The organism is Nodularia sp. LEGE 04288 (assembly GCF_963896525.1).
In the GTDB taxonomy this organism is placed as follows: Bacteria; Cyanobacteriota; Cyanobacteriia; order Cyanobacteriales; family Nostocaceae; genus Nodularia.
Window position 1 is genome coordinate 89,870 of the sequence record NZ_CAWQOY010000149.1, and the last position, 13,363, is coordinate 103,232.

The 13,363-nt window shown below is 41.3% G+C and carries 11 protein-coding genes and 1 tRNA gene; 3 read left to right on the top strand and 9 right to left on the bottom strand.

Annotated features, from left to right (window positions below; all coding sequences use genetic code 11):
* Positions 1-67: 67 nt before the first annotated feature.
* Positions 68-1,369 (top strand): RNA-guided endonuclease InsQ/TnpB family protein, encoded by a 1,302-nt coding sequence (locus AACX33_RS21590; protein WP_193997538.1) that lies wholly within the window; start codon positions 68-70, stop codon positions 1,367-1,369.
* Positions 1,370-1,384: 15 nt separating this feature from the next.
* On the opposite strand, the gene AACX33_RS21595 is transcribed toward AACX33_RS21590, so the two are convergent.
* The 4 genes from AACX33_RS21595 to AACX33_RS21610 form a co-directional block, all read right to left on the bottom strand.
* Positions 1,385-2,092, bottom strand: coding sequence for a 16S rRNA (uracil(1498)-N(3))-methyltransferase (locus AACX33_RS21595; protein WP_193997285.1), 708 nt, complete (start codon positions 2,090-2,092; stop codon positions 1,385-1,387).
* Between the two features lie 6 nt (positions 2,093-2,098).
* Positions 2,099-3,190: a TIGR00341 family protein gene (locus tag AACX33_RS21600; protein ID WP_227788810.1), complete on the bottom strand. Its 1,092-nt coding sequence runs from the start codon at positions 3,188-3,190 to the stop codon at positions 2,099-2,101.
* A gap of 110 nt (positions 3,191-3,300) precedes the next feature.
* Positions 3,301-5,220, bottom strand: coding sequence for a sulfite reductase, ferredoxin dependent (gene sir / locus AACX33_RS21605; RefSeq protein WP_193997284.1), 1,920 nt, complete (start codon positions 5,218-5,220; stop codon positions 3,301-3,303).
* Positions 5,221-5,758: 538 nt separating this feature from the next.
* The gene (locus AACX33_RS21610; RefSeq protein WP_193997283.1) at positions 5,759-6,295 is read right to left on the bottom strand and encodes a hypothetical protein; all 537 of its coding nucleotides are present in this window, start codon (positions 6,293-6,295) and stop codon (positions 5,759-5,761) included.
* 482 nt (positions 6,296-6,777) lie between these two features.
* Here AACX33_RS21610 and AACX33_RS21615 point away from each other — a divergent pair, with 482 nt between their 5' ends.
* Entirely contained in the window at positions 6,778-7,725 is a 948-nt protein-coding gene (locus AACX33_RS21615; RefSeq protein ID WP_193997282.1) for an ADP-ribosylglycohydrolase family protein, read from the top strand.
* 230 nt (positions 7,726-7,955) lie between these two features.
* Here AACX33_RS21615 and cutA read toward each other — a convergent pair whose 3' ends face one another.
* From cutA to AACX33_RS21635, 4 genes are all read right to left on the bottom strand, one after another.
* Complete coding sequence (cutA, locus tag AACX33_RS21620) at positions 7,956-8,282, bottom strand: divalent-cation tolerance protein CutA (RefSeq protein ID WP_193997281.1); 327 nt, start codon at positions 8,280-8,282, stop codon at positions 7,956-7,958.
* A gap of 5 nt (positions 8,283-8,287) precedes the next feature.
* Entirely contained in the window at positions 8,288-9,292 is a 1,005-nt protein-coding gene (locus AACX33_RS21625; protein WP_193997536.1) for a transposase, read from the bottom strand.
* A 17-nt stretch (positions 9,293-9,309) separates the two neighbouring features.
* Complete coding sequence (locus AACX33_RS21630) at positions 9,310-10,161, bottom strand: hypothetical protein (RefSeq protein ID WP_193997280.1); 852 nt, start codon at positions 10,159-10,161, stop codon at positions 9,310-9,312.
* Positions 10,162-10,299: 138 nt separating this feature from the next.
* Positions 10,300-10,959 carry an Npun_F0813 family protein gene (locus AACX33_RS21635; RefSeq protein ID WP_193997279.1) on the bottom strand — a complete coding sequence of 220 codons (660 nt, stop codon included), beginning with the start codon at positions 10,957-10,959 and terminating at the stop codon, positions 10,300-10,302.
* A gap of 362 nt (positions 10,960-11,321) precedes the next feature.
* On the opposite strand from AACX33_RS21635, the gene AACX33_RS21640 reads away from it, so the two are divergent.
* Positions 11,322-11,394 (top strand) — tRNA-Arg (locus AACX33_RS21640).
* A 171-nt stretch (positions 11,395-11,565) separates the two neighbouring features.
* Here AACX33_RS21640 and AACX33_RS21645 read toward each other — a convergent pair.
* On the bottom strand, positions 11,566-12,666 hold the full coding sequence (locus AACX33_RS21645; protein ID WP_193997278.1) for a hypothetical protein: 1,101 nt from the start codon (positions 12,664-12,666) through the stop codon (positions 11,566-11,568).
* Positions 12,667-13,363: the final 697 nt, after the last annotated feature.

Consider the following 13,363-nt stretch of genomic DNA (forward strand, 5'->3'; position numbering starts at 1 on the left):
ATATATGTTGATATACTAACTTATTATCACATTGCAGGTCGAAACAATGTCTAAAGCAAAGAAGTCAATGGGAGTCCAACAAGTCTTGCTATCGCCTAGCGACGAAACAAAATCAATCTTAGAGTATCTCTGTCAACAGTCAGGGAAACTTTACAATAACGGCGTTTACTTCGCTAGGCAAACATTTTTTAAAACTGGAAAATTGCTGACCAGTAAGTTTGATTTGATTTACGAAGAATCTATTAGTAAATCACTGGTTGCTCAATCAATGCCATCAACTCCGATGCAGCAAACTTTAATGTCCGTAACCGAGGGTTTTAAGTCTTTTAAAGAACTGAAGTCTTTGTTTCTCAAAGGTCAATTGCATTTCCAGCCTAAAGTACCTAATTACTTGACAGGCTCAAAACTATTCAAAGTAGCTTATCCCAACTCAGGAGGACAAAAGCCAACACTTGTCGAAAGTCAACTTAGATTTTCTTTAGGACTAACAGTTAAAAGATGGTTTGGTGTTTCCGAGTTTTTCCTACCAATGCCTTCAAATATTGATTATTCCCAAGTTAAAGAGTTGACAATTCTTCCTAAAAATGGTGCTTTCTATCTGGAGATGTCTTACAAAGTTGAGAAGCAAACACATGATTTAGATATTAATCAGGCTCTATCGATAGACCTTGGAACTGCTGATAACCTAGCTGCTTGTGTTGATACTCTCGGTAATTCCTTATTGATTGATGCTCGTGCGATGAAAGCAATGAATCAACTCTGGAATAAAAAAGTATCGACCCGTAAAGAAAATAAACCAGAAGGTTACTGGGATAATTGGCTGGATAGAGTAACTCGTAAGCGTAACCATCAAATGAAAGATGGTATAAATAAATCAGCAAAGCTAATAATTGACCATTGCTTAAAATCCGGACTTGGAACATTAGTAATTGGATGGAATGAAGGCTTTAAATCCAATGCCAATATAGGCAGAGTAAACAATCAAAAGTTTGTTCAGATGCCTTTAGGTAAGCTTAAAGACCGATTAAAACAACTGTGTGATTTGCACGGAATCAGATTTCAGGAAACCGAAGAATCTTACACCTCAAAAGCAAGCTATTTAGATGGAGACTCCCTACCAGTATATGGTTCTAAACCTGACGGGTGGAAAGCATCTGGGAAGCGTGTTGAACGTGGATTGTATCGGTCAGATAATGGGTCAGTTGTAAATGCTGATTTGAACGGAGCAGCAAATATTCTCAGAAAAGTAGCCAGCAATCTAAGCATAGACTTGGGCCTACTGGGTAGACGGTGTTTGACGACCGTAGCGAGAGTTAGACTTTGGGTACTACCTAAATCTACTATGTCCGCAGAATCTCAGTGTCTTTAAACCTGAGAGTGTCAATTATACTTCACAACTTGCGGAAATTAAGGTTAATGCTACTACTGGTGCTGTAACTGCGCGCAAGATCCGACGACCAAGGGATACTGGTTGAAATCCTGATGCGATCGCACTCTCAATTTCTTTGTCTGTCCATCCCCCTTCCGGGCCAGTAGCAATAATGATTTCAGGTGTATCAGTTTTAATGACGTTGTTTAAATGCGGATAATCTCCACGCCCTTCACAAATATAACGGTGAGTTGCTGGACTCGCAGTCATAGCCGCACTAAAAGCTACAGGTTCTAATATTGTGGGTACAAAAGCGCGTTCTGATTGTTCGGCGGCTTCTGTGGCTATGCGTCGCCAACGTTCGAGTTTTTGCGGACTGGGATTTAGTAAGGTGCGATCGCTCAATACCGGAGCAATACAAGTTACACCCAATTCTGTACAATAACGGACTATTTCATCAAATCCATTACCTTTGGGTAAGGCTACCATGAGGGTGATGGCTATAGATAATTCTGTTTCTACAGTGAGTGTTTCTAAAACCTGGGCTTGTTCTCCTGCTAACTGAGCTAACCACCATTTTCCTTGACCATTCATCGCAATGAAGCGATCGCCTGGACGTAACCGCAACACTCGGACGAGATAATGTTGTTGCTCTTTTGTCAGAGTAATCAGAGTTGCTTGAATTTGAAACGGTGCGATCGCAATTCGTTGTAGTTGCGCCATACTAATTTAATTACTGGGAGCCGGGGCGGTAAATTCCTGGACGGGAATTACCCGGACATTTAAAGTTAACGGTTGTTTTAAGCTTTCCTGCACAAAATCCCTGACCATATTTACCTGGTTTTCCGAAATTGAACCGATGGGAGCCGCAACTTCTAGTTCCACAACCAGGGAATAATCTGCCTGTCGTTCTACTTGAATCCGGCGAATGTCTTGACTAGAAAATGTCAGAGTTCTGCGGTAGAGCAAATACTCAATACTGCGACGTGTGCGTTCTTTGAGAAGCAAGTTTTCTAAAGAGAATCCCAAGGGTAATCCCAGAATAAATATCGCCCCAATTGATAAAATTAAACCTTGACGCGCTCTTTCTAAGGAACCGTAGCGCTGTGCTAGAAAGACCAGTGCGCCGCTAAAAATAATTCCGATTAAATTCGTCAAAAACAGTAAAGAAGCACCATTAGTGACCGACGGCGAACCTATAGCAATGCCAATCCCGATCACGCTCAAAGGTGGAACCAGAGCCACAGCGATCGCCACTCCAGGCAAAGCATCAGCAACATGACGACGTGATTTAGCATAAGCGCCAGCTGCACCTGCGGCTAGGGCTACAGCCAAATCTAGTAAAGTCGGACTGACTCGTCCCCAAATTTCTGGGCCAAAAGTTTTTATCCCCACAATTCTGGCAATGATCATTGAGGTAACAACAGTCAACACAATTCCAGTGAACAGGGTAAAGCTAGAACGCTTTAACAAACGCTGATTTCCGACTGCCATACTATAGGCGATCGCAATTATCGGCCCCATCAAAGGCGCAACTATCATCGCCCCAATAATCGTAGCGGCACTGTTTGCCAGCAGTCCCACAGTCGAGATAATCCCAGATAAAAACAAGAGGATGTAAAAGTTTTTAGAAGAAATGGCTCCCCGCCACAGGCTGCGGTTAAGTGCAGCTATGGGCATGGGCTTTTCCGCTAACCAATGCCATTCGCCACTGTTACTCTGCTTGATTTCTGTGAGTCGTTGTTTACCCCAACCACTAACTTTATGAATTAACCACATTTGCTCACCGATAATTGCCGGATGATTCAGAAAAAGCTTCAACTGTACTATAGTGCAGCGATTGTGATTTTCAAATAAACAGCATAAAATACAACCTACCCTCTATTAAAAGTAATGAAGAGTAGGTTGGTAATTAAGTACAAAGTGCTGATTTACGGCAGATTTTGAAAGTAAGCTTCTAGGGCTTCGTTGACTAACTCCGTCATGGGTCTATCTTGGCTATTAGCTGCTTCCTTCAGCTGGTTATATACTTCATCCTTAATACTGATGCGATGACGAGATTTACTGGCAGCCGTGGTAGTTTGGGGTTGGTAAGTGGCAGCAAATTCACGTAGGGCATCAAAACCCAGGCGATCGCAAAAATCCCCAAAGCTTTCCTCATATTCGCGGAAATTCTTGAAGTAAACGAAAATCGGCTCTAAAAAGCTTTCTATGTCGTTATGATGCAGCTTTTCTATGAAAGGTTGAGCCAATCGTGTCTGAGCCGGTGAACCTCCCAGCCAAACTTGGTAAGATTCGGGAGCGCTACCCACAAAACCTAATTCTGCCATGTAGGGACGAGCGCAGCCGTTGGGGCAACCTGTCATCCTTACCACAAAATGTTCTTTTTGTAAACCTAGTTTATCCAATAAGCTGCGAATCCGTTCTAAAATTCCAGGAATTGCCCGTTCTGATTCGGTGATAGCCAAGCCGCAGGTGGGTAAAGCCGGACAAGCCATTGCATAACGGACTAGAGGCTCGATGGTGTTGGGATCAGAAACGATCCCGCAATCATGCAAAATCTCTTGAATAGCTGACTTATTTTCTGGCGCAATGTCGTAAAAAATGATGTTGTGGTGGGGTGTCAAGCGCATGGGTAAGTTAAATTGCTCGACAACTTTCCGCAAGGCAGTTTTCAGTTGAAAGGAACCTTCATCTTTCACTCGACCATTATCAACGGAAATGCCTAAAAATAGCTTGCCATCACCTTGTTCATTCCAACCGAGGAAATCGTAATATTTAAACTCTGGTAATGGTTTGAAGGGTGCGACTGGTTTACCGAAATAATCCTCAACTTGGGTGCGAAACTTATCTACACCCCATTCGTTAATTAAATATTTTAATCTGGCATGACGACGGTCAGTGCGATCGCCATAATCTCTTTGGGTGGCGACAATCGCTTTGACTAAATCGTAGACATCATCTTTGTCCACATAGCAAATCTCATCTGCAATTCTGGCAAAGGTTTCTTCTTTATTATGTGTCCTGCCAAAACCGCCACCGGCAAAAATATTGAATCCTTCTAGTTCTCCCTGCGGATTGGTAATGACGACTAAAGTCAAATCTTGGGAATATAAATCTACGGAATTATCACCAGGTACAGTCACGCAAATTTTGAATTTACGGGGCATATAGTGAGTCCCATAAATCGGTTCTTCGTTGTCATGGATAATAGTACCAGTGCCATTACGCTGTCGTGCTGCTTTGACTTCTGCGCTTTCTTCCGCACTAATTATTTTTTCCCCATCTAACCAAATTTCGTAATATGCCCCGGTTTGCGGTGTCAGCAAATCAGCGATTTTATTGGCATATTCCCAAGCGTACTGGTAATCTGGGCGATTCTTAAAGGGGGCGGGTGGAGCCATGACGTTACGGTTGAGGTCACCGCAAGCACCCAAGGTGGAACCCATATTTTGTACTATAGTAGCGATCGCCGCCTTGAGATTCTTTTTTAAAATCCCATGCAGCTGAAAGCCTTGACGTGTAGTCACTCGTAATGTGTGGTTTCCGTGTTCATCAGACAAATTATCTAAAGCCAGATACAACTGCGGCGGCACAAACCCCCCAGGATTTCTTGTCCGCAGCATAAACTGATAATCTTTCTCCTGTCCCTTGACACGATTATCGCGGTTATCTTGCTGGTAGGAACCATGAAATTTGAGAAGTTGTACAGCTTCTTCGGTAAAATGAGTTGTATCTTCAAGGATTTGAGTAGCTACAGGTTCGCGTAAAAAATTACTTCTTTCCTTGATACCTTCTACTTTAGAAGGCTGATTACGATTGGCAATGGGGGCAGGAGCAGATTTAACCATCAGAATTGTTATAGTATTCTCAATAAGGCATCGGTCAACGCCGAAGCATTTTTTCGGCTGCGTGATTCCCGGTAATCCGGTCGGAGATAAGAGGAATCATTTAATTTTAACACGGCAAAAAGCCGACTTTATCCGTGATTTAACACTTCCAAAAATCGGCTTCATATAGTTGTTTGTCGAGACGCGATTGATCGAGTCTACAAAGAAATACTGAGTGCTGAGTAGTTAATTCCCCAATTCCCAGTTCTCAGAAGAAAAGCTAGCGTGTACATACAAGTCCTATCTGTCTGCGTTTAAGTCTATTTTGCCCCCTAAATCCCCCAAATCTGGGGGACTTTGAAAATTCTTGTTCCACCATCATTGGGGGCTAGGAGGCGATTGGGTAAGGGCTTGGCTAAATTCGATAACTTGTGTGTACACCGTAGGGAGAAAAGGGAAAGAACGGGAGCGAGGAGAAAGGGATGAGGATTTTGCGACAAGTCCAATTTATTCCCCCCTGCACCCTGCCCCCTGCTCCTCTGCCTCTTTCTACCCCTTTCTACTTAAAGCGATAGCCCACACCGCCATTAACGGTGACAGCAGAACCACCGCTATTTTCGTAGGAGCGGAGTCCGACTTTGGCATTGGTATAAACCAGGAAGTTCTTAGCAACTTCCGATTCTACCCCAGCACCCACCACTACAGCATCTTTGTTGCCTATGGGAGTAGCTACGCCATTATTTTCTATAAAAGAATAACCGGCAGTGGCAAAGGCGTTGGTGCCTCTAGCAATTGGCACGTCTACGGAAAGTTCTGGGATAATAGCAGTCGTCTCATTATTCCAAATCACATTACCGCGTGCCGACACTGGGGTATTTCCCAATTTCACACGACCGGTGATATTACCACCAAACTCAGCCGCATTGTTTTCGTCTCCACCATTAGTCAGACCACCTGTAAGACCAACACCAACATAACTGGCATCTGTACCCTTTGTTGGTAGAGCCGAAGCTTGACCCGCATTAATAATAAGAGGGGCAACTACCAAAGAAGATAATGCAGAGATTGCCACAAAAGACTTGAGTATATTTTTCATAATCTGGAAAAAACTTTGTAGGTTTTGCTTATATATTCAAGGTCGAAAACAGTATAAAAATGTTCCAGATAATTTTTAAAATATTTGAAAATCCTTGTGACCATTGATGCAAAACATTTCAAGGCTTCTGCGGTGTAAATCTAGAAGAAGCTTCCCATGACATAAATCTCTCAAGCCTATGGCGTGTTAGGACGTTTACCCTCTATATATTGAGCTTTTGGCTGAAATTTACCCAGGAAAAATTTCATATTTTCTCTCTGGTTTTTCCCACTCCGGTATTTTTGCTCAGAGTAGGCACTTGATCAACTGGCACAAGCACAAAAATAAATTTTCCAGAATATATGGTAGATAAAATAGTTAATTAATACTCGTTATTCTGGCTTTTCACATAGGATAAAATAATAGGCTGTAGCAGCTATGGCAACAAGCTTGAGAGGGAATCTATAAAGTTAAGATTTGGTAATTCTCATGGAGAGTGAATAATGCTAACCGCTACAAAAACATTGTCTGGTTTGATGGGTTTATGTGTCGGTGATGCGTTGGGTGTGCCAGTTGAGTTTACTAGCCGTGCAGAAAGAGTGAAATCTCCGGTGACAATGATGCTCGGTTATGGGACATGGAATCAACCACCGGGAACTTGGTCAGATGACAGTTCTTTGACATTTTGCTTGGCAGAAAGCCTGTGTAGAGGATATTCCTTGGAAGCGATCGCCAATTCCTTCTGGCGCTGGTATAAGCAAGCGTACTGGACTCCCCGTGGCGATTTGTTTGATATTGGTCAAAATACCCATGAAGCGATTATGCGCCTGAAGCAGGGTATCGTACCTCATCAGGCAGGAGGTAAGGTAGAAAATAGTAACGGTAATGGTTCTTTGATGAGAATTTTGCCGATGGCTTATTGTCATCAAAGCATAACTTTCGCGGAATTGATGGCACGGGTGCATGATGTTTCTGCCATTACTCATGCTCATCTGCGATCGCAAATGGCCTGCGGTATTTATATTAGTATTGCGATCGCCTTACTAGAAGGCGCTAACCTGCAAACAGCTTATTTACAAGGATTAGAAAGAATCCAATCAGTTTACTCTGAGCGAGAATATATTTTAGAAAAGCCGCATTTTCGCAGAATATTCAGTGGTGAAATCGCTCAGATACCAGTTGAAGAGATTAATTCTGGTGGCTATGTGATTGATACCCTGGAATCATCCCTGTGGTGTTTGTTAAATAGCTCGTCTTACTCGGAGACGGTGCTGAAAGCTGTCAACTTGGGTGGGGATGCAGATACTACTGCTGCCGTCACTGGGGGGTTAGCAGGCATTTACTACGGTGTGGAAAATATTCCCCAAGAATGGATGAATAAAATTGCCCGCAAACAGGACATTATTAACTTGGCGGAGCGTTTTGCAGAAGCTATGGACGCTCAGATGTAGAGACAATCACCCCTCCCCGGAAGCGAGGCTATCGTCTTCACACAAGTCCTGCCTGTCTGCGTTTGAGCCTGTTTTGCCCCCTAAATCCCCCAAATTTGGGGGACTTGGAAAATTCTTGTTCCCCCATAATTGGGGGTTAGGGGGCGATTCGATCACTTGTGTGTACACCGTAGCGCCAGCGAGGAGGGGAGAAAAAGGGGTGCTGAGGTAATTACCGGATCACACCACTGCTAATGTTTAACGTGTTCAGAAATCCATTGCAAGTAGGCTTGCGAACCCGCAACAATCGGTAAAGCAATGATTTCCGAGACTTCGTAAGAGTGGAGTTCCCGAATTTTGGCTTCCAAAGTAGAAAATAGAGCCAAATCAGTTTTAATCAGCAACTGCCACTCATACTCTTTGTATATTTCTCCTTGCCAAGCGTAAATTGAATGGATGGGCAACAAACTCACACAAGCAGCTAGTTGAGCCTCCACAAGGGCATTTGCGATTGTTTCTGCTTCCTGCTTGTTGGCAGTTGTCACCAGTACTACACCATAACCAGCAGGGATCTCCATAACTTTTAGACCATAGATAGAGAGTAGACCTGACCGTCAATTAACAGTCGCGTAATGCCTTTGGCTTGCAGATGAGTACTAGCCTTATGCAGGACTTTACTGTCGGGAACTTTAATCACGCGATCGCGCTTGGTAGAGAAGCGCTTGGCAACTCTATGGTTATCAAACACTGGCAAAGTTTTTTGCAAGGTTTCTAGGTTAGGAATTTGTCCCAAGTCACCAAAATCTTTGAGTGGCCGGGTAATTAACTCAGAAGACCTATCGATTACCAAATAGCAACTTTTTGGCAACTGTGCTGCTGAGAATGGCAAGACTTGAACTGGTGCTTCACTTGCCCTTCGTCTTGTAACTAAAGGTGTCGAATCCTCTAAGTCCTCTTCCTCGTCCTCGTAATCATCCTCGTAATCGTCCTCGTCCAAATCATCCTCTAAATCTGACAAATCTTCTGACTCGTCGAGCAAGTCTTCTCCCAGCATTTGGGCGATGACGGTGGCTTCAGGATGTTCGTCCTTCAAGATGGGACTAGGGATACTGGCGATTTCCGGCGGCTTGGGTTCGACTATTTCTAATCGCTTTGCAGCGCGTAACTTGGGTTTTTCTTCTGCTGAGGAACGCCGCCGGACTCTTCTCATAGAAGGGGTGAAATCCTCCTCTTCATCTTCATCTAGGTGGCGTTCTTCTTCAACTGGCTTCGGCGGCGAAATCTCTGGTAACTTCAAGCGAGGAGTTGCTTTTTCCTGGCTTGGCAGCTCCTTTTCTGGCTCTTTTTCTGGTTGACTTAACAAAGGCAACTGCTCGTAACTTACCTGCGCCCTGCCTTCAGGAGTCCTGGCAGCACGTTTGAGAGAAACGAGATATTCGTATTCATCTTCTGGTAAGGTGCTTTTGAGCAGGCGACTAATTGTCGAGTTACTCACACCATAGCGTTCTGCCAAAGTTGAGGTTGTTTCGGCAGTTTCTCGATATAACTTGAGAATTTCTTGTTTGTCAGGATCTGTTAATTTTCTCACGGTAGACACCAAATTTTCTAAGCTCGTTTGCGCCCGCGCTCCCGCCGAGTTCGGCTCAATGATGCCTCATGTTCTAGGACAGCGCCCATACCAAATAAAACTCCACTAAATACCCAAAACACTTCTAGTATCTCCCCACTTTGATAGTTTGGCCCTTGAGCGTATTTAAACCACATATCTGCAATGTAGAGCGAAAACGCGGCCGCTGCAATCATTCTCCAAGACTGGGCGACTCTTCCCCCCCAAAAGGCTAGTAGCAGAGTGGTAGCAATAATTAACAAAACTACATCACTAACTACGTAAAACCAATTCAAGATCACAACTAGCAACTCTGAGGATGCTGTCTGTTGCATAGAAATCCACCATGCCAACAGACTACCAAACACGGCAATTGCCGACACAATCAGTAATTGCCATTTTTCTAAATTGAGTCGTCTGGAAGCTACAGCTAAAATCATGCCTACGCCAAGGGAAACATAACTCAGTACAAAAAAGATATCGCCAATAGACACATCTGGTTCTTCGTCTAAAATTATTTCTGTGTAACCGAAAAATAGCCCTCCCAGGAAATAAGAAAACATACCGATAGCAATTGCGAGCCAAATATTTCGGCTACTGACAATTTGCGGGCTACGCCAATTCCTCAAGCATAAAACACTGGCACCCAAGTAAGCCAAACCTTCAAAAATATTTGTACCAATTACATACCAATCGGCACGAGTTTCTATACCATCTGCTCCTGGGACTTTGGCACTAAATAATAGAAAGTATAACAGTGCCAGCACAGCCCAGCCAATGCCAGCCAATATCAGGTTGCGATTGGTGAAAATGGATTGAGAACGGTAGGATTTGTCGTAAGAGCTACTCATAGAAATTGGCTACGTAAATGCACTCAACAGTATTTTGGTGTGCAGGACTGTGTAGGAAACGGTCTATCTATCCAGTGATACACCAGTGAATCACTAGCATCACTTTCAGTAGCCGCAGTTTTTCCCACACTTGTCATGCTATTGCCACAGTTTACTCAGTGATGATTGATTTAGCCAGCTGATAAATAGCGATCGCTCTGCTTCTGGCATATCTTGTAACGTATCAGGGACTTGATGGGCAAAATTAGTATTACCAAAATATGTTTTTCCGAGTTTATGCAGTTCTTCCAATAAACTAATCAGATGATTTTCTTTCCAGGGAGGAAGTTTGGCTAAATCTAGGGGGTTTGTGGTTACCAAATTTTTGACGGCTTCTAGGGAAGCTGTCCCAGGAAAATGTTGCTTTTGTAACAATTCAGCAATATCTTTCTCAAAGAGTGCCGCTTGCCGAGTCCCTAATAACTCCTCAATATCCAGATAAACTGCTTGCAGCAGAAAAAGACTGCCTTGAACGTAAATTTCTCTCTGGCTATGGCTACCTGTGTCATTATCTAATTGATCTAAGCGGACTTTGCCCCAAACGCTAAAGCGATCCGGTTCCTCTAGCAAGACACAGGCTTTACCCCGATTATCAGTCAATTCTCTCCACAAGGTTTTAGCTTCTTCTTCTTGGCTAGCTTTGAAGACGCTAATCAAGCGAAAGGTTTGCCCCTGATAATTGAGGATCGGCACTTGCTGATCCCGTTTTGGGTGCTGAATACTCGATATTTCAACATCCTGCCGATTGAGAATAAACATGGCACTAGCAAATAACTCCTCACAGGGGCTTCGTGGATAATGCGATCTTCTATAGTCGTAATTTGGTAACATCACCAAGAGTGAGTTTACCTAGCGTGCCATGGGGTTGAGCCTCGCGATCGCCAGAAGCTACCCTACAGTAAGCCGCCCAGAGGGCATCTACATCAAGACACAAATAACCTATTGACAACACAATATATCTAATCAATAGACCATTTACTGCGTTTTTACTGTAAATTAATTAACTAGCGACTTGAATCATAGCCTTGGTAGTGGGCAATCTGCAATTTTTATTTGCTTATTCGTACAAGATAACGATATAATCGATTAGATGACTCCGTTGAGAGCCAGAATATTAACTTGGGTGCGTAGCTCAGTGGATAGAGCCACGGATTTCTAATCCGTTGGTCGCAGGTTCGATCCCTGCCGCACCCGTTTGAAATCTTTAAATATAGTTTTTGATTCGGAAATTACAAAATTCCCCGGAATTTGTTTGATGATCACAAGAAAATCTAGTTCCCTCCCCTTTACCACGATAGGGTTCAGGAAGGGTAAAAATGTTGGATCAATTCATCATAAATTTTCAACCATACTCTCATAATCATATTACTGAGATTTTCTCAGTAACTTTAGAAACAACATATTTTTATTTTCTAACACTTGTCGTAATTGACGAATTGTTGAAGATACAGTCAATAAAATATCAAATTTTAAACCCAATTCCAAAGAAGATTTATATAATAATTGTCGCTCAAACTTAATTTCAGCAATTTTGTCTAATTGCAAAACAAAAATATTATTATATTGTTTTGTAATATTTTCGCGCAAATTATTTGCTATATTGTCTGGATTTAAAGTTTTTGAAATTAATAATTTTACTATACGTATGATTGGTTTAAAATTATTAATTTCCTTATTAAAAATGTTCATTATACGAAATGCAATATCTACACCACTTACTACTTGTCCAGCAACTTTAGCAGCTTTATATTTAGATTCAAAGTTATTGAGGAATTTTTTGAAATCATTTAGTTGTCGAATTAATTCAGAAATTTCTTTTCTTCTTTCTTGCATTAAACCTTTCTCTAAATTAATTTTCGCAATTGCAGTCCCCATTTCTGATTCCCATGCTTTAAATTTTGTTAAAGCTTTATTAACTTGATAATAAATAATTAAACCACTAATTAGTATGACAGGACTAAGTATAATATTGCCCATCACCATGAGAGAAGCAATAATAATATTAGAACTACCAATTATCGGCAACCATTTACTTAATCTATTGACATTTTCTTGAATCTCTAAATCTTCAGACAAGATATTATTCACTATTTTTTGTGCAATATCAGCAATATCACCAATGCTATGATGGTTTTTTAAGATTTCCAAATTATCATTTTTATCTATTGGTGATAATTCTTGTATTTCCTCTAAAGATTTTTGCTCTTGATTTTCATCCTGTGCAATTATTTCCATAAAATTGTTAATTTTAGGAACTATTTCCTCTTGAAGAATGCTATATTTTTTGGCTTCATTTTGAGTAAAAATCAAATCATTTTGAAAATTTATTAACGCTTGTTCATAAATATTTAGCATGATTTTAGTGCTATATTTTATTTCATATATATTGCTAATTGATATAGCACCAGCAAGTGAGCCTAAAGAAGCACTAATTAGAGCAACAGTGCCTAAAACAAGTGACATCATAAAAAATACTCCTGATTATGATTAATTGTATGTAGAGTAAACTATTAATTGATTACATTTGAAAATTGATACAGCAGATTGCGCTTATACAGAGTACAGACATAAATAATAAAACTCTTGTGGTGCGCGTATCTTGCCCGCTACGGGTGTACCTCATTTAGATAAAATTTGCTGTATCAATATTAAAGCATTGATAGAATATGCTTCAAGAAATACTTAAATCTTCTTGATCAATATTTAAATAAGTTAATTCTTGTGGCAAGATTACCAAACATTAATTAACGATACTTTGCAACAGTATGTCCCGCAATGTAGCTAGGGGGGAACGCATCTCAATAAAGGTGAGAGCATTAGCAGCTATAGTACTAACTTAGGATAATGAAAAAATGCAAAATTCTCTAGCAGGAAACAGGCTTAAAAGTCTTTGATGGTTAGAGTTTCATAATTAAAGCTGTTGTGCAGCACTACCCAAGAATATTTTCGCCCATTCTCAAGAAATTATGCGCCATTTGTTCGCATCGCAAAGACTAATATTATTACTTCATAAACGTTTCAGCAATTATTTATGTAAAAGTTATTGCAAATAAATTCTAGTAAAGCAAAAATTTGCTAATCCTTTAAAAATCACTCAAAGGTAGAAAAATTTTATATTTGCAAAGTTAACCAGATGCAACATCATTATTTACCTTTGATGGCA